Annotated in this window: 14 protein-coding genes; 1 reads left to right on the top strand and 13 read right to left on the bottom strand. The window is 60.9% G+C overall.

From position 1 onward, the window contains the following. Positions 1 to 12 precede the first annotated feature (12 nt). From ELQ88_RS05035 to ELQ88_RS04980, 12 genes are all read right to left on the bottom strand, one after another. Positions 13 to 1,947, bottom strand: a complete 1,935-nt coding sequence (locus ELQ88_RS05035) for a methyl-accepting chemotaxis protein (RefSeq protein ID WP_128874299.1) — start codon at positions 1,945 to 1,947, stop codon at positions 13 to 15. 150 nt (positions 1,948 to 2,097) lie between these two features. After that, positions 2,098 to 3,387, bottom strand: a complete 1,290-nt coding sequence (locus tag ELQ88_RS05030; RefSeq protein ID WP_138963981.1) for an adenylosuccinate synthase — start codon at positions 3,385 to 3,387, stop codon at positions 2,098 to 2,100. 54 nt (positions 3,388 to 3,441) lie between these two features. Beyond that, positions 3,442 to 4,629 carry an ATP phosphoribosyltransferase regulatory subunit gene (locus ELQ88_RS05025; protein ID WP_128874297.1) on the bottom strand — a complete coding sequence of 396 codons (1,188 nt, stop codon included), beginning with the start codon at positions 4,627 to 4,629 and terminating at the stop codon, positions 3,442 to 3,444. 316 nt (positions 4,630 to 4,945) lie between these two features. Then, on the bottom strand, positions 4,946 to 5,815 hold the full coding sequence (hflC, locus tag ELQ88_RS05020; RefSeq protein ID WP_138963979.1) for a protease modulator HflC: 870 nt from the start codon (positions 5,813 to 5,815) through the stop codon (positions 4,946 to 4,948). After that, the gene (hflK, locus tag ELQ88_RS05015; protein WP_138963977.1) at positions 5,815 to 6,987 is read right to left on the bottom strand and encodes an FtsH protease activity modulator HflK; all 1,173 of its coding nucleotides are present in this window, start codon (positions 6,985 to 6,987) and stop codon (positions 5,815 to 5,817) included. The genes hflC and hflK overlap by 1 nt, the downstream gene beginning before the upstream one ends. Before the next feature lie 96 nt (positions 6,988 to 7,083). Next, complete coding sequence (gene hflX / locus ELQ88_RS05010; protein ID WP_128874294.1) at positions 7,084 to 8,385, bottom strand: ribosome rescue GTPase HflX; 1,302 nt, start codon at positions 8,383 to 8,385, stop codon at positions 7,084 to 7,086. 12 nt (positions 8,386 to 8,397) lie between these two features. Beyond that, the gene (hfq, locus tag ELQ88_RS05005; RefSeq protein WP_064675613.1) at positions 8,398 to 8,664 is read right to left on the bottom strand and encodes an RNA chaperone Hfq; all 267 of its coding nucleotides are present in this window, start codon (positions 8,662 to 8,664) and stop codon (positions 8,398 to 8,400) included. Between the two features lie 95 nt (positions 8,665 to 8,759). Further along, positions 8,760 to 9,731, bottom strand: a complete 972-nt coding sequence (miaA, locus tag ELQ88_RS05000; protein WP_128874486.1) for a tRNA (adenosine(37)-N6)-dimethylallyltransferase MiaA — start codon at positions 9,729 to 9,731, stop codon at positions 8,760 to 8,762. Then, positions 9,731 to 11,623, bottom strand: coding sequence for a DNA mismatch repair endonuclease MutL (gene mutL, locus ELQ88_RS04995; RefSeq protein ID WP_178084737.1), 1,893 nt, complete (start codon positions 11,621 to 11,623; stop codon positions 9,731 to 9,733). The genes miaA and mutL overlap by 1 nt, the downstream gene beginning before the upstream one ends. Positions 11,624 to 11,631: 8 nt before the next feature. Further along, the gene (locus ELQ88_RS04990) at positions 11,632 to 13,059 is read right to left on the bottom strand and encodes an N-acetylmuramoyl-L-alanine amidase (protein ID WP_138963973.1); all 1,428 of its coding nucleotides are present in this window, start codon (positions 13,057 to 13,059) and stop codon (positions 11,632 to 11,634) included. Further along, complete coding sequence (gene tsaE / locus ELQ88_RS04985) at positions 13,060 to 13,530, bottom strand: tRNA (adenosine(37)-N6)-threonylcarbamoyltransferase complex ATPase subunit type 1 TsaE (protein WP_128874291.1); 471 nt, start codon at positions 13,528 to 13,530, stop codon at positions 13,060 to 13,062. Beyond that, positions 13,518 to 15,017, bottom strand: a complete 1,500-nt coding sequence (locus ELQ88_RS04980; RefSeq protein WP_138963971.1) for an NAD(P)H-hydrate dehydratase — start codon at positions 15,015 to 15,017, stop codon at positions 13,518 to 13,520. Before ELQ88_RS04980 ends, tsaE begins: the two co-directional genes overlap by 13 nt. 63 nt (positions 15,018 to 15,080) lie before the next feature. On the opposite strand from ELQ88_RS04980, the gene queG reads away from it, so the two are divergent. Beyond that, entirely contained in the window at positions 15,081 to 16,145 is a 1,065-nt protein-coding gene (gene queG / locus ELQ88_RS04975; RefSeq protein ID WP_138963969.1) for a tRNA epoxyqueuosine(34) reductase QueG, read from the top strand. A gap of 94 nt (positions 16,146 to 16,239) precedes the next feature. Here the strand turns inward: queG and ELQ88_RS04970 are convergent, their stop codons facing one another. Further along, positions 16,240 to 16,851, bottom strand: a complete 612-nt coding sequence (locus ELQ88_RS04970; RefSeq protein ID WP_128874287.1) for a trimeric intracellular cation channel family protein — start codon at positions 16,849 to 16,851, stop codon at positions 16,240 to 16,242. Positions 16,852 to 17,014 lie beyond the last annotated feature (163 nt).

Raw genomic sequence — 17,014 nt, 5'->3', positions numbered from 1 at the left:
ACAATGAAAATCTTACGCCCTGAACTGCCCCAGGCTCGCCTTCAACTGCGCCGCCAACCCATCCAGCACCTTGCCGCTGGCCGTGGTCTCCACCACCGCCTGGGCCGCCTTCTCGGCCTGCACATGGATGGTCTGGACCCGCCCACGCACCGCTTGCGCCCCCCGCGCCTGATGGGCCGCCGCCTGAGTCGCCAGACCTATCGCCGCATGCACCTGCTCGACCGACGCCTGCACCGATTGCTGCAGCCGCGCACTGTCACGCAACACCAGCAAACCTTCACTGGCCTGGCGCCCGGCCTGACCGATCGCAGCAACCGCCTCACGCGCGCCCTCTTGCAACGCGACGATATGCGCCTGGATGTCGCCCGTGGAGCTCTGGGTCTTGCTCGCCAACGCCCGCACTTCGTCAGCCACCACTGCAAAACCGCGACCGGTCTCGCCGGCTCGTGCCGCTTCGATGGCCGCGTTCAGCGCCAGCAAGTTAGTCTGCTCGGCGATCCCGTGAATCACTGTCAGCACCACTTCAATCTGTTCACTCTGCCGCGCCAGCCGCTCGATGACCGTCGCACCGGTATCGACCTGCCCGGCCAACGCCTCGATCAGGCTGCCGACCTTGGCCGAGGTGCGGGTGTTTTCATCGGTGGCGGAGCGAATGTCCACTACCTGCTGCAGGGCCGCCTGCATGGCATCGCTTTCAGATTGAGCGTCATCCGCCATCTGGGACAGCGCACGCAAGCTCTCCGCCACTTCATCACGCTGCAGGCCGGCCGCCGCATCGGCGCCGGCGTTGCGCAAGGTCATGGCGCCAATTTCCACACCGGTGCGCTGGGCCACATCACCCGCCTCACGCACGATCGGCTGCAACTTATCCACAAAGCGATTGACCGCCGAGGCCATGTCGCCGATTTCGTCCTTGCTGTTGATCTGCACGCGCTTGGTCAGGTCGCCCTCACCCGCCGCCAGGTCATCCATGGCGGCGATGAGCATTTTCAAGCGATTGACCACTCGACGCCCCAGCACCACCGCGAGCAGCAACAGCACAGCGAAGCCTACGACAGCCAGGCCCATGCCAATACGCCAGCGCAACGTTGTCGCCGCTTCCTGCACCGTGTCAGTGGTGTTGGTTTTCATCTCGGAGGCGGTGGTCTGCGCCGACTGCAGCCGCGCACGCATTGCCGTGGCGCTATCAGCCGCCGCGCCTTTCAGGCTGTCGCCCACCAGCTCATCGCTGCTGGCGATCAACGCAAGGAAACGCTTGTCCAGGGCCGCCACATCGGCCTCTACCGAAGCCGTCGAGACACCCATCAGGACTTTGCCGATTTCCACGCCATTGGGGTTGATCGACGCTTCGAGGTAGTAGACCGATGGATCGTTCTTCGCCGCATCCAGCACCTTGTCCAGCGCCCGCTCGCCCTGGCCTTTTTCCAGCAAGGCCTTGTTGATCGGGTTTTCCCTGTTGAGGTAGCGCGTCAGGTGCTGGCCCGTGGCGTCGTCGTAGACCACGAACAGCACGTTGGGATTGCGCTGGGCCCGGCGGGCGAATTCGGACAGGGTTGGAACGTCGCTGTCCCACATGGCGCGAGGTGCGACCGAGGCCAGAAGCTGCGCCATATCATTGGCGGAGTCCTTCAGATCCTTCTCCAGGGTCGCCCGCAGCTGCGCCTGCTCGTCCTTCAATCGCGAGGACAAGCCAGCCGTGAGGCGCTGACGCGTGTTGGTCGACAGGCTATCGAGGCTCGACGTGACTTCACGCCCCGCCTGTTCCAGTTCGCTGGAGAGCTTCTGGCTGTCGGCATCCAGGCGCAAGGCCAGATCGGCCTCCAGCGCAGTCACCGTGCTCCGCGTCAGCGCGACAGCCACCAGCACTTGCACCAGGAGAGCGATACCCAAGGTAACGAACACGGGCCGCAATAAACGGCTTTGTAACAGAGAGAGAACGGCCGACACAGGAAATCCTTCTGCTTTGACGCCATTAAATTGATGGCACCCCGCAAAGGATGCATTTAATGAAGATCACAGCAAAGGTCATGCCGCCCGACAGACACAAACGACAAAGGGCCCAATGAAGGACCCTTTGTGTTTTACATCAACGGTTTATTAAGCGAACGGATGACGCAGAACGATGGTTTCGTTGCGGTCCGGGCCCGTCGAAATAATGTCGATCGGCGCGCCGATCAGCGCTTCGACGCGTTTGATGTAGGCACGTGCGTTGGCTGGCAGTTCTTCCAGGGTTTTGGCGCCCACGGTCGACTCGGTCCAGCCCGGCACTTCTTCGTACACAGGCTGCAGGCCCACGTAGCTGTCAGCGTCAGTCGGGGCAACATCGTTACCTTCGGCATCTTTGTAGCCGACGCAAATGTTGATGGTTTCCAGACCGTCGAGTACGTCCAGCTTGGTCAGGCAGATGCCGGAGATGCTGTTCACATCGATAGCGCGACGCAGGATAACGGCGTCGAACCAGCCACAACGACGGGCACGGCCGGTCGTCGCGCCGAACTCGTGACCTTGTTTAGCCAAGTGTGCACCGACTTCGTCGAACAGTTCAGTCGGGAATGGACCCGAACCTACACGCGTTGTGTAAGCCTTGGTAATGCCCAGAATGTAGTCCAGGAACATAGGACCAACACCCGAACCGGTAGCAACGCCGCCAGCAGTGGTGTTAGAGCTGGTCACGTACGGGTAGGTGCCGTGGTCGATGTCCAGCAACGAGCCTTGGGCACCTTCGAACATGATGTCTTTGCCAGCGCGACGCAGGTCGTGCAGTTCGGCAGTCACGTCGAGCATCAGCGGCTTGAGCAGCTCAGCGTATTCTTTGCACTCGGCCAGGGTCTTGTCGAAGTCGATGGCTGGCTCTTTGTAGTAACCAACCAGCATGAAGTTGTGGTAATCCACCAGTTCACGCAGCTTGTCTTCAAAGCGCGGCATGTTGAGCAGGTCGCCAACACGCAGGCCACGACGCGCAACCTTGTCTTCGTACGCCGGGCCGATGCCGCGACCGGTCGTACCGATCTTCAGCTCGCCACGGGCCTTTTCACGCGCCTGGTCCAGCGCAACGTGGAAGGACAGGATCAGCGGGCAGGACGGGCTGATACGCAGGCGTTCGCGCACCGGTACGCCTTTCTCTTCCAGCTTGGTGATCTCGCGCAGCAGGGCGTCGGGTGCAACCACCACGCCGTTGCCGATCAGGCACTGCACGCCTTCGCGCAGCACGCCCGACGGGATCAGGTGCAAGACGGTTTTTTCGCCGTCGATCACCAGGGTGTGACCCGCGTTGTGGCCACCTTGGTAGCGCACTACGGCGGCAGCATGTTCGGTCAGCAGATCAACGATCTTGCCTTTGCCCTCATCACCCCATTGGGTGCCCAGGACTACGACATTCTTACCCATAACACTTGTCCTCATTCGCGCAAACTTGGTGCCGGCGGCAGCCGGCGGGAAAACTCAAGAAGCCAGTGGCGATACTTGCCAAAGCCCGTTCTGCTGAATCAATTGCCGGTCGCAGTCCGCTTCACGGGCGGCGGCCAAAGGTTGTCCAGGCAATGCCTGAACGACACGCTGACCCTCACTGCGCAACTGGCAAACCTGCTGCCAGAGTGCCGCATCCGTACTGTCAGGCATCCAGATACCGCCAGACGGTAACTCGATATCAGCACGCCCCAGGGTCACCAGGGTTTTCAAATCGGTAGAAAAACCGGTTGCCGGACGGGCGCGACCGAAATCGGCGCCGATGTCGTCGTAACGACCGCCCTGGGCAATGGACTGGCCAACACCCGGCACAAACACCGCAAACACCACACCCGTGTGGTAGTGGTAGCCGCGCAGCTCGCCCAGGTCGAAGTAGAGCGGTAATTGCGGGAAACGCATGGACAGACGCTCGGCAATTGCCAGCAAGTCGTCCAGCGCCGCCAGAACCGGCGCCGGCGCATTCGCCAGACGCTCACGGGCAGCGCTCAATACTTCACGGCCGCCACACAGGTCGACCAGCGCCCGCAGCATGCCCGACAGATCGGCAGGCAAGCCTTCGGTCAAGGTAATGACCTCGTCGATGGCCTTGCGTTGCAGCGCATCGAACAACTGTTGCTCGACTTCACCGGACAAACCGGCGGCGCGGGCCAGGCCACGATAGATACCGACATGCCCGAGGTCCATGTGCACATCCGGCACGTCGGCCAGTTGCAGCATCGCCAGCATCAGGCTGATCACTTCCACGTCGCTGCTCGGGCTGCCATCGCCATACAACTCGGCACCCAGCTGAATCGGGCTGCGCGAAGACGACAATGCGCGCGGCTGAGCATGCAGCACACTCCCGGCATAGCACAGACGGCTCGGGCCTTCGCGGCGCAGGGTGTGCGCATCGATGCGCGCCACTTGCGGCGTGATGTCGGCACGGAAGCCCATCTGCCGGCCCGATTGCGGGTCGATGACCTTGAAGGTACGCAGATCGAGGTCCGAGCCCGCGCCGGTCAGCAGGGATTCGAGGTACTCGATATGGGGAGTCACGACAAACTCGTAACCCCAGCTCTGGAACAGATCCAACACCTGGCGCCGCGCTACTTCGATGCGCGCCGCTTCTGGTGGCAGTACTTCTTCGATGCCATCTGGCAGCAGCCAGCGGTCTACCGTTGCCATTACGCCATTCCCCTATGGTCCGGGCGGCCAGCCGTTGGGCGAGCCTTGAGTGAAGCAGAAAATGATCGGCTCATGTGCAAACCACGCGCATGAACAACGGGGCGAAAAGCCTGGAATCGGCTTCGCCAACCACTTTCCTCGAAAAACCTGTCGAGTCATTCAACTCGGGCGACTGCACACGTTCAGCAATCAAACGTGCAGACGCAAAAAAGCCGGGAATTTCCCGGCTGCCGCATCATACACTCGTTTTCCCAAAGGATCACCCCGCCCGAGGCTGTAGCCGCCAGGCGGGGGGATGATTCAGGTCAACGAGGTATCAAGGCTTGGCTTTTTCCAGGTAACGGAAGAAGTCGCTGCTTGGGTCCAGGACCATGACGTCGGATTTGTTCGCGAAGCTTTCACGGTAGGCGCGCAGACTACGGTAGAAACCGTAGAACTCCTGATCCTGGCCGTAGGCCTTGGAGTAGATTGCCGCCGCCTGGGCATCACCGTCACCGCGAACCTCTTCAGATTCACGATAGGCTTCAGCCAGCAGCACGCGGCGTTGACGATCGGCATCGGCACGAATGCCTTCTGCCAGCTCGTTACCCTTGGCGCGGTGTTCGCGAGCTTCACGCTCACGCTCGGAGCTCATGCGCTCGAACACACTGCGGTTCACTTCTTTCGGCAGATCGATGGCCTTGACCCGAACATCGACCACTTCGATGCCCAACTCTTTTTCCGCCATCGCGTTCAGCGAAGCGGTGATATCGGTCATCAGCGCATCGCGCTCACCGGACACCACTTCGTGCAACGTGCGCTTACCGAACTGGTCACGCAGGCCCGATTCCAGACGACGGGAAAGACGCTCGTCGGCAATCTGCTTGAGGCCGGAAGTGGCGGTGTAGAAGCGCTCGGCATCTTTCACGCGCCACTTGGCGTAGGCGTCGACCATGACGGCTTTCTTTTCCAGCGTCAGGAAGCGCTGTGTCGGTGCATCCAGTGTCATCAGGCGCGCATCGAATTTACGCACCTTGTTCACGTAGGGCACTTTCACGTGCAAGCCTGGCTGTACATCAGCCTGGACCACGCGTCCGAACTGCAGCAACACCGCGCGCTCGGTCTGAGTCACGATGTAGAAGCAGTTCCAGGCGGCGATCGCCACGACGACCACGACAATTAGGGCGATCAGCGATTTATTGCTCATCAGCGACTCTCCCTGGTACGTGTCTGCTGTTGCTGCAGATCAGCTGCCGCACGAGCATTCGCTTCATTGCTGGTGGCTGCCGCGCCGGTCACCTGAGTGCTGGTGCTGCGACCACTTTCGACCATCTTGTCCAGCGGCAAATAGAGCAGATTGCTCTGGCCATTCTTGTTGCCGGTTACAAGAACCTTGCTGGTGTTGCTGAAGACTTCCTGCATGGTATCCAGGTACAGACGCTCGCGGGTGACTTCAGGTGCCTTGCGATATTCGCTCACCAGCTTGGTGAAGCGATCGGCCTCACCCTTGGCGCGCGAGACGGTTTCGTCGCGGTAACCATTGGCATCTTCAAGGATGCGCTGGGCCTGACCACGGGCTTCCGGCACGACACCGTTGGCGTAGGTTTCAGCCTGGTTGCGCGAACGCTGCTCGTCTTCACGGGCACGAATCACGTCATCAAAGGCTTCCTGCACTTCACGCGGTGCCGCTGCGTTCTGTACGTTGACCTGAGTGACGGTGATACCGGTGCGATAGGTATCCATGAAGCGTTGCAGGCGCTCCTTGATTTCGCTGGCCATCAATTCACGACCTTCGGTCAGCACCTGATCCATCGCGGTGGAACCCACCACATGGCGCAAGGCGCTTTCGGTCGCGTGCTGCAGGCTGATTTCCGGCTGATCGACGCTCAGCACGAAGTCCTGCAGGTTGCTGATTCTGTACTGCACGGTCAGCGGCACTTCGACGATGTTTTCGTCTTCAGTCAGCATTTGACCCTGCTTGGTATAGGCACGCTCACGCGTGACGTTTTCCAGGTACTTTTGATCGATCGGCGGGAAATAGATGTTCAGGCCCGGGCCGACGGTCTCGTAGTACTTGCCGAAGCGCAGCACCACAGCTTGCTCCTGCTCGTCGACTACGTAGACCGCGCTGTACAGCCACACGGCCGCCAACACGACCAGGCCGATGCCGAGAATGCCGCCGAAGCCGCTACTCCTGCCCGGACCACCGCCGTCATCACCGCGTTTCTTACCACCACCGAACAACCCGTTCAGGCTTTCCTGCAGCTTTCGGAAGGCCTCGTCGAGATCCGGTGGTCCCTTGCGGTCGCCGTTATTGCGGCGCTTGCCACCCCAAGGATCCTGATTATTCGAGTTGCCACCCGGCTCATTCCAAGCCATAGCGCTCTCCATCTGATAAAGCAAAGACGCACCCACGGCGCGCCGACCAATGCTACAGAATGCCTGTGACCGCGGCACAACCGCTTTTTCAGGCTTTTATTGCAAAGTGTGTTGCTCGATGAAATCCATCGGCTGCAATCCTTCGCGGCTCACCAGTCGATTCAACTCGATTCGTGGCAAACGAACGGCCAGCAGGCAGATGCCTTCTTCGTCGTGTTCTTCTTTCTGTACCGCACCGACTTCGAAAAACTGCGCACGCAGTCGAGCAAAACGTTGCGGCAAGCGCAAGGTGCCAACAAACAAATCGTCGCCGAGCAGTTCGGCCACAGCCTGCTTGAGCAAATCCAGACCTGTACCGTCCTTGGCCGACAACCAGACCCGCTGCGGCTTGCCATCGGCATCGCGCTGGATCTGCGGCTCCACACCTTCGAGCAAATCGAGTTTGTTGTATACCTCGAGGATCGGCAAGTCTTGTGCACCGATCTCCCCGAGCACCACCATGACCTGTTCAATCTGGGCCATGCGCTCGGGTTCATGGGCATCGATCACGTGCAGCAGCAGGTCGGAGTTGCTCGACTCTTCGAGCGTAGCCCGAAATGCCTCGACCAGTTTGTGCGGCAGATGACGAATGAAGCCCACGGTATCGGCCAGCACGATCGGCCCGAGGTCGTCGAGTTCAAGTCGGCGCAGGGTCGGGTCGAGGGTGGCGAAGAGCTGGTCGGCGGCGAAGACATCGGAATCGGTCACCGAGTTGAACAGCGTCGATTTGCCGGCGTTGGTATAACCCACCAGTGAAACCGTCGGAATGTCAGCCCGTTTGCGCCCGCGACGGGATTGCTCGCGCTGGCTGCGAACCTTTTCCAGGCGCCCCTTGATCTGACGCAGGCGAACCCGCAACAGGCGCCGGTCGGTTTCCAGCTGGGTTTCACCCGGGCCGCGCAGACCGATACCACCCTTTTGCCGCTCAAGGTGAGTCCAGCCACGAACCAGCCGCGTACTCATGTGCTCAAGCTGGGCCAGTTCGACCTGGAGCTTGCCTTCATGGGTGCGGGCGCGCTGGGCGAAAATATCCAGAATCAGACCCGTGCGGTCGATCACGCGACACTCGAAAACACGTTCGAGGTTACGTTCCTGACTGGGCGTGAGGATGTGATTGAAAATCACCAGATCTACCTGCTCGGCGTTGACCAGGTCGCGCAATTCCTCGACCTTGCCGCTGCCAATCAGGTATTTGGCGGTTGGCCGATGACGCGGCACGTTGAAAAACGCGACGGTCTCGGCGCCAGCCGACATTGCCAATTCCTGAAACTCCTGCGGATCTTCGCGCGCCTCAGGGTCCTGGCCATCCAAGTGAACGAGAATGGCCCGTTCACCACCACCGTGGCGCTCAAAGAACAAAGGAGACTCCTATCAGGCGTTACCCGGTGCAGGCTCAGCGTCGCCCTGTTCACTTTCGGCGGCACTAGGCAGACGAATTGGACGAACCGGCACCACTGTAGAGATAGCGTGTTTGTAAACCATCTGGCTGACGGTGTTTTTCAGCAGGATAACGAACTGGTCGAAAGACTCGATCGTGCCTTGCAGCTTGATCCCGTTGACCAGGTAGATGGAGACCCCCACTTTCTCTTTACGTAAAGTATTCAAGTAAGGGTCTTGTAGCGAATGCCCTTTTGACATGTGCCGCACTCCTTTAAGGATTCAATATAAAAAAATAGGTAAACAAATGGCTTGTGGCCGTCACACCCCCAAGGATAGACGGCAATTGCAAGGACTCAGCTCAATATGGAGATGGTCCCCAGGTATTTCAAGGCGCGCGGCAGATTGTCGCAATCCAGGCTGTCCAGCCAGTGTAATTCAGCCCAACTGCGCAACCAGGTGAACTGGCGCTTCGCCAGCTGGCGCGTGGCAATGATTCCACGCTCCTGCATCTCGGCTTGCGTCAGCTTGCCATCCAGGTAGTCCCAGACTTGTCGGTAGCCAACTGCACGTATAGACGGCAACCCGGCATGCAGGTCACTTCGCTTACGCAGGGCTACGACCTCGTCAATGAATCCCTGTTCCAACATTAAAGTAAATCTTTGTTTAATTCGCTCATGCAGTACCTGGCGATTTGCCGGAGCAATCGCCAAGTTCGCGACAGTATAGGGCAATTGTTGCTGTCCCGAAGCGGCTGCTTCAGTACTTTGCGCAGATTGTCGCAAGCGCAGTTCAGTCATGCTTTGACCGCTGACACGATAAACCTCCAGTGCTCGACTGAGTCGCTGGGGATCGTTCGGATGAATGCGCGCAGCAGATTGTGGATCAATCACTGCCAATTGATCGTGCAGGGCTTGCCAGCCAAGGCGTGCAGCTTCTTCTTCAATCTGTGCGCGGACGTCGGGATCGGCGGCTGGCATGTCCGCCAGGCCTTCGACCAACGCTTTGTAGTAGAGCATTGTGCCGCCTACCAGCAGCGGAATTTTTCCGCGTGCAGTTATGTCGGCCATGGCGTCGAGGGCATCACGTCGGAAATCCGCGGCCGAATAGCTCTCTGCCGGGTCGAGAATATCGATCAGGCGATGGGGAAATTCGGCCAGAATCTCTTTGGAAGGCTTGGCGGTGCCGATGTCCATGCCACGGTAGACCAGCGCCGAATCAACGCTGATCAACTCGCAGGGCAAGACTTTGGTGAGTTCGATGGCCAGGTCGGTCTTGCCGGCGGCGGTCGGCCCCATCAGGAAAATTGCAGGAGGGAGCTGGCTCATCAGCGACCGCGCAAGAACAGTTTGTCCAGATCGTCCAGTCCCAATTGGGTCCAGGTCGGTCGGCCATGGTTGCATTGACCGCTGCGCTCGGTGTTTTCCATGTCGCGCAGCAGACCGTTCATTTCCGGCAGGGCCAGACGCCGATTCGCTCGAATCGCGCCGTGGCAGGCCATGGTCCCGAGCAGCTCGTTCAGGTGCGCCTGGATCCGGTCGCTGGTGCCGTACTCCATCAGGTCCGCCAATACGTCGCTGACCAGTCGATTGGCTTCAGCCTGCTTGAGCAAGGCCGGAATCTGCCGGATGGCCAGGGATTCCGGGCCCAGACGCTGCAACTCGAAGCCCAGGCGCTGAAACCAGGCGACATGCTCTTCGGCGCAATCGGCTTCACGCTGGCTGACCGCCAGGGACTCGGGCACCAACAGCGGCTGGCCACTGAGGCCTTCGCTGGCCATGGCGATTTTCAGGCGTTCATACATGATCCGCTCATGGGCGGCATGCATGTCCACCAACACCAGCCCCTGGGCGTTCTCTGACAGAATATAGATGCCCTTGAGCTGCGCCAACGCGTAACCCAGTGGCGGAATATCGTCCTGCCCGGCCGGTAGCGCGACCGCGTTGGCCTCGGGCAACGGCGCGAAGAACTCGCGGTAGGCCGCCTGGGCTTCTGCGGCGGGAACGCCGGACTGCGGCCGTGGCGTGTATTGATAACCGGCGCCGGCACCCGAGCCTGCCGCTGCATTGAAGGCCGGCTGAGCCTGGGGCTGCTCCAGCAACGCATTGGCCGCCAGACGCATTTCACCCTGGGGACCGAACTCGCCGGCATCGATCCCGGTCGGTCGAACGATGGCTGTCGCCACAGGCGCCGCCAGTTGATCTTCCGGACGCACATCGCCCAGGGCGCGGTGCAAGGTGCCGTAGAGAAAGTCGTGGACCATGCGCCCGTCACGGAAGCGCACTTCGTGCTTGGTCGGGTGCACGTTGACGTCGACGCCCGCCGGATCGACTTCGAAAAACAGCACGAAGGTCGGGTGACGGCCATTGAACAGCACATCGCGATACGCCTGACGGACCGCATGAGCCACCAGTTTGTCGCGCACCGCACGGCCATTCACAAAGAAATACTGCAAGTCCGCCTGGCTGCGATTGAACGTCGGCAAGCCGACCCAGCCCCACAGATGCAGGCCATTGCGCTCGATTTCTATCGGCAGCGCCTGCTCCAGGAAACCCGAGCCACAGATGGCCGCTACACGCCGGGCACGGGCCGCATCATCGTGGGCCTCATGCAGGCTGAGGATGGTCTTGCCGTTATGGCGCAGATGGAAGGCCACGTCGAAACGCGCCAATGCCAGGCGCTTGATCACTTCTTGCAGGTGATCGAACTCGGTTTTTTCAGTCTTGAGAAACTTGCGGCGTGCCGGGGTATTGAAGAACAGGTCGCGCACTTCGACCGAGGTACCGACCGGATGAGCGGCCGGCTGTACCCGCGGCGCCATGTCCCGGCCTTCGGTTTCGACTTGCCAGGCCTGATCGGCCTCTTTGGTACGGGACGTCAGCGTCAGCCGTGCCACGGAACTGATCGACGCCAGGGCCTCGCCACGAAACCCGAGACTCATGACCTGCTCGAGGTCTTCCAGGTTGCGGATCTTGCTCGTGGCATGCCGGGCCAGGGCCAGCGGCAAGTCATCGGCGGAAATGCCGCTGCCATCGTCGCGCACCCGCAGCAATTTGACACCACCCTGCTCCACATCGACATCGATGCGCCTGGCGCCGGAGTCGAGACTGTTTTCCAGCAACTCCTTGATCACCGAAGCCGGGCGCTCGACCACCTCGCCGGCGGCGATCTGGTTCGCCAGCCGGGGGCTGAGCAGCTCGATCCGAGCGGTGCTGGTCAGTGCCTGATTCATTCTTTGGCTGCCAGTTCAGTGCCGGGAATCGTCAGATGCTGACCGATCTTTAGCTCATCGCTTGCCAGGTTGTTAACGCTGCGCAGGGTGGCCGGCGACACCTGGTAGCGCACGGCGATCATCGCCAGGGTTTCACCGGGATTCACGCGATGGTCTCGCGGGCCTTGGGCGATCTTGCCGGAATCGCGCAGCCAAGCAATGTAGGTGCCCGGCGGTGGATTCTGCTGGAAGAACTGGCGCACGCCGCTGCTGATCGAACGCGCCAACGCCTGCTGGTGGTTCGCGGCGGCAAGCTTGGAGGCTTCGTTGGCGTTGGAGATAAACCCGGTTTCCACCAGGATCGACGGGATGTCCGGCGACTTCAGCACCATGAACCCGGCCTGCTCCACCCGTTGTTTGTGCAGTGGGGTGACCCGGCCGATGTTGCTCAGGACCTTCTGGCCGACGTTCAGGCTGGAGGTCAGGGAGGCGGTCATCGACAGGTCGAGCAGTACGCCCGCCAACATGCGGTCCTTGTCGTCGAGGCTGACGTTGCCGGCACCGCCGATCAGGTCGGAACGGTTTTCACTGTCGGCCAGCCAGCGCGCCGTCTCGGAGGTGGCGCCGCGATCGGACAGGGCGAACACCGATGCTCCGAAGGCTGCAGCCGAAGGTGCGGCATCGGCGTGGATCGAGACGAACAGGTCGGCGCCCTTCTTGCGGGCGATCTCGGTGCGGCCGCGCAAGGGAATGAAGTAGTCGCCGGTACGGGTCAGTTCGGCACGGAAGCCTTTCATGCCGTTGACCTGGCGCTGCAGTTCGCGAGCGATGGCCAACACCACGTCTTTCTCGCGCTGACCGCGAGACCCTGAAGCGCCCGGGTCTTCGCCACCGTGACCGGCATCGATGACCACGACGATGTCACGCTTGCCGGCCGGGGCTGGCGGCAATTTGACCGGCGGATCGATCGGGGTGACCGGCACCGGGGCCACTTTCGCGACGTTGGTCGGCGCCGGAATCGGCGCGGCGTCGGCAGGGTTATCGAACAGATCGACCACCAGTCGGTTACCGTACTGGGCGTTTGGCGCCAGGGTAAAGCTTTTCGGCGTGACGGCCTTTTTCAGGTCGATGACCACCCGCAGGTCGGTCGGCGTGCGTTGGGCCGAGCGCATTGCGGTGATCGGGGTGTTCGAGCTATTGACGTTCAATGGCGCCCCAAGACTCGCACCATTGATGTCGATCACCAGGCGGTCCGGCGCGGTCAGGGTAAAGACACTGTGCTGGACAGGCCCCGTCAGGTCGAACACCAATCGTGTGTTATCGGGAGCACGCCACAGGCGAACGCTGTTGACCTTCGTCTCGGCCACAGCGTCGACGGTCACCGCCAAAAACAACAACCCTACGGCAGCTACCATCGCGCGAAAGCGCATACCTGACCCCATCATTTAATTGGATTCCAATGCCAAAGCGGCACACCACGACTCGCCACGCGAGCCCTGGGACAAAATTTTCAGCGAACGCCCGCTGTCTTGCGGGCTAATGGTAATGGTCAGGTCGGGCTTTGGCAAAAAGCCTGCACCCTTGCGGGGCCATTCGATCAGGCACAGCGCATCGTCGTCGAAGTAATCACGGATGCCGAGGTACTCCAGCTCTTCCGGATCGACCAACCGATACAGGTCGAAATGGAAGGCCCGGATGTCGCCGATCTCGTAAGGTTCGACCAGGGTGAAGGTCGGACTTTTTACCGCGCCCACATGCCCCAAGCCCCGGATGATGCCTCGGGACAGCGTGGTTTTCCCCGCACCGAGGTCGCCTTCAAGAAAGATCAGGCCATGGCCCTTGGTGGTGCGGGCGATACGCGCGCCAAAGTCGGTCATGGCCTGTTCATCGGCCAGGTACAGGGTTACTTCAGACACGGTGCTTGCTCCTCCAACAACTGACGAATGGCTGGAATCAGATCACTGGCCGCCAGCCCACGGCCCGATTTACCTTGTTGCGCACCGGCATTGGCGTGCAGCCAGACCGCGAGGCAAGCGGCGTCAAAGGCGTTCATGCCTTGGGCCAACAAGGCGCCCAACAATCCAGCCAGCACATCGCCCAATCCGGCGGTAGCCATCGCCGGATGCCCCTGAGCGCATACCGCCAGACGCCCATCGGGACTGGCGATCAGGCTGCCGGCGCCTTTGAGGACCACAACCGCTGTATATTTTTTGCTCAATGCATGAGCGGCGGCAGGACGATCGGCCTGGACTTCGGCAGTCGACAGGCCCAGTAACCGCGCCGCTTCGCCCGGATGGGGCGTGATCACACAACCCTTGGGCAAGCTCGCCTGTTCTTCGGCCAATAGATTCAAGGCATCGGCGTCCCAGACTTGCGCAAGCGGTGCGTTGGCGGCCGCCGACAACAGACTGCGCCCCCAGGAGGCCTGTCCCAGGCCTGGACCGACCACCAGAACGGAGACTTTTTCAAGCAATCCCATCAGTTGATTGGCCGACGAAGTGCCCAACACCATGGCTTCGGGAATTCTCGCCAGTGCGGCGGGCACGTGTTCACTGCGCGTCGATACCGACACCATGCCCGCGCCACTGCGCAGCGCAGCTTGCGCACTCAGCAGGATCGCGCCGCCAAAACCTCGATCGCCGCCGATCAACAGCACGTGACCGAACTTGCCTTTGTGGGCAGTGGGCGCGCGGCTGGCCAGACGCGGCAAATTGCCAGCCGTCAGGCGACGCGCACTGATGTCGACGCCATTAAATGACTCAGGAGAGGCTTGCAGATCATTGAACACCAACTCGCCGACCACATCCGCCGCGTCGCCAGTGAACAGCCCCAGCTTCAAGCCGATGAAGGTCACGGTCAGGTCCGCCCGGACACTCGCGCCGAGCATGCGTCCAGTATCGGCGCCAAGACCCGACGGGAGATCCACTGCCGCCACTGGCAAACCACTGGCATTGATCGCAGCGATAACGCTGGCATAGGGTTCTCGCACTTCTCCCGTCAACCCGGTGCCGAGCAAGGCGTCGACCACGACACCGCGCAACTCGGACTGCGCGCTCCAGGCTTGGACGGCAATGCCTTCAGCCACGGCCTCGGCGTGGGCCAAGCCTGCATCGCCTTGCAAACGCTGAGGATCACCGACTGCCAGGACGCGCACGTGCCAGCCTGCACGCCTGGCCAAAACAGCTACTAAATAGCCATCACCGGCGTTGTTGCCATGACCGGTCACCACGCTCAACTCGTTCGCCGTCGGCCAATGACGGACCAGCGCCCGCCAGGTCGCGCGCGCCGCCCGCTGCATCAATTCGAAGCCCGATGTGCCGGCCGCGATCAGGCTCGCATCGAGCGCTCGCACTTGCGCGGCGCTGTACAGCGCGTCGGGTAAATCATCTTTAGTGTGCGGCATGCGTCTTCGGGCTCCGATGTCTGGCAGAATTATACGCACCTCAGCTCCGGTTTCTCTCGTCTCATGCCCGCAATTACCACAGACCTGCCCGCCCTCGCCCAATCCATCAAGGATTGGGGCCGCGAGCTGGGCTTTCAGCAAGTCGGCATCAGCGGCCTGGACCTGGCCGAGCATGAGCAGCACCTGCAGCGCTGGCTCGAAGCCGGCTACCATGGCGAAATGGAGTACATGGGCGCCCACGGCAGCAAACGCTCGCACCCGGAAGAGCTGGTGCCGGGCACGTTAAGGGTCGTCTCCCTGCGCATGGACTACCTTCCCGGCGACACGGAAATGGCCCAACGCCTGGCCCAACCGGAGAAAGCCTACGTTTCGCGCTATGCCTTGGGCCGCGATTATCACAAATTGATCCGTAAACGCGTGCAACAACTGGCAGAAAAAATCCAGGCGGTCATCGGCCCGTTCGGCTACCGCGCGTTCGTCGACAGCGCACCGGTGCTGGAAAAGGCGATCGCCGAAAAAGCCGGCCTGGGCTGGATCGGCAAAAATACCCTGGTGTTGAATCGCAAGGCCGGCAGTTACTTCTTTCTCAGCGAACTGTTTGTCGACCTGCCGCTGCCCGTGGACCCGCCCCACGCCTCCGAACATTGCGGACGTTGCACCGCGTGCCTGGACATCTGCCCGACCAATGCCTTCGTCGGTCCTTATGTACTGGACGCTCGACGCTGCATTTCCTATCTGACCATCGAGCTGAAAAGTGCGATTCCGGAAGATTTGCGGCCGTTGATCGGCAATCGGGTGTTCGGTTGCGATGACTGCCAGATCGTCTGCCCGTGGAACCGCTTTGCCCGCCCGTCCGGCGAAAGCGACTTCAAGCCGCGGCACAATCTGGACAATGCCGAACTGGCCGAATTGTTCATGTGGGACGAAGACAAATTCCTCAGCAGCACCGAAGGTTCGCCGCTACGCCGTGCCGGCTACGAACGCTGGCTGCGCAACCTGGCGGTGGGCCTGGGTAATGCGCCGTCGAGCATTCCGGTGCTGGAAGCCTTGAAGGCGCGACGCGAATACCCCTCGGAACTGGTGCGCGAACATGTGGAGTGGGCCCTGAAACAACACGAAACCCTGTAGGAGCTGGCTTGCCAGCGAAGAGGCCATAACGGTCAACATCCATGTTGGCTGTTATACCGCCTTCGCTGGCAAGCCAGCTCCTACAGTGACCGTGTCAGGCCTCGTCGTTATAGACGAACTTCGGCATTTCCCAATGGAAACGGATTGCCAACAGACGCAGCAGGAAGCCGCCGAACAGAGTAATCAGGATCGCCTGTTCGCCGGGCAGTTCCAGATAGATGCACAGCATGTAGCACCACGCCGCCGCGAACGAGACGCTGGCGTAGAGTTCACGGCGGAAAATCAGCGGGATGTCGTTACAGAAGATGTCCCGCAGGATGCCGCCGAATACCCCGGTGATCACCCCGCTGACCGAAGCCACCAGCATGCCATGGCCCATTTCCAGCGCGATCATGCAGCCAATCAGGGTAAAGGCCACCAGTCCTATGGCGTCGAGTACCAGAAACAGCGAACGCAGGTGGCGCATCCAGCGTGCGGCGAACACGGTGAACATCGCTGCGATCGAGGTTAACACCAGGTATTCCGGGTGTTTGACCCAGGTCAGCGGGTAATGGCCAAGCAGCACGTCGCGCACCGACCCACCACCCAGGGCAGTCACGCACGCGATCAGCACCACACCAAACCAATCCATGCCGCGACGACCGGCAGACAGGGCACCGGTCATGGCTTCGGCGGTAATGGCGATCAGGTAGAGCATCAGCAACATGGGGGCGGTCCTTGCAGAAAGGCGCGCAGTCTAGCCAGATCGTCCGGGCACCAAAAGGGGGCAATTAGCAAATGTAGGAGCCGGCTTGGTGGCGATGGTGTCTTCAAGGGCTTCTTCGCTGGCAAGCCAGCTCCTACAGGTATGTCGCATCCCTTGTAGGAGC

Origin of the sequence: Pseudomonas sp. MPC6 (genome assembly GCF_006094435.1) — a bacterium.
Lineage (GTDB): Bacteria > Pseudomonadota > Gammaproteobacteria > Pseudomonadales > Pseudomonadaceae > Aquipseudomonas.
This window is presented reverse-complemented; position numbering and strand designations above follow the sequence as displayed.

What these genes read in the sequence shown, in the direction of transcription:
- ELQ88_RS05030 (WP_138963981.1), bottom strand. Translation starts at nt 3,387, where the DNA reads ATGGGTAAGAATGTCGTAGTCCTGGGCACCCAATGGGGTGATGAGGGC.
- ELQ88_RS05025 (WP_128874297.1), bottom strand. Translation starts at nt 4,629, where the DNA reads ATGGCAACGGTAGACCGCTGGCTGCTGCCAGATGGCATCGAAGAAGTA.
- hflC (WP_138963979.1), bottom strand. Translation starts at nt 5,815, where the DNA reads ATGAGCAATAAATCGCTGATCGCCCTAATTGTCGTGGTCGTCGTGGCG.
- hflK (WP_138963977.1), bottom strand. Translation starts at nt 6,987, where the DNA reads ATGGCTTGGAATGAGCCGGGTGGCAACTCGAATAATCAGGATCCTTGG.
- hfq (WP_064675613.1), bottom strand. Translation starts at nt 8,664, where the DNA reads ATGTCAAAAGGGCATTCGCTACAAGACCCTTACTTGAATACTTTACGT.
- miaA (WP_128874486.1), bottom strand. Translation starts at nt 9,731, where the DNA reads ATGAGCCAGCTCCCTCCTGCAATTTTCCTGATGGGGCCGACCGCCGCC.
- ELQ88_RS04990 (WP_138963973.1), bottom strand. Translation starts at nt 13,059, where the DNA reads ATGATGGGGTCAGGTATGCGCTTTCGCGCGATGGTAGCTGCCGTAGGG.
- ELQ88_RS04980 (WP_138963971.1), bottom strand. Translation starts at nt 15,017, where the DNA reads ATGCCGCACACTAAAGATGATTTACCCGACGCGCTGTACAGCGCCGCG.
- queG (WP_138963969.1), top strand. Translation starts at nt 15,081, where the DNA reads ATGCCCGCAATTACCACAGACCTGCCCGCCCTCGCCCAATCCATCAAG.
- ELQ88_RS04970 (WP_128874287.1), bottom strand. Translation starts at nt 16,851, where the DNA reads ATGTTGCTGATGCTCTACCTGATCGCCATTACCGCCGAAGCCATGACC.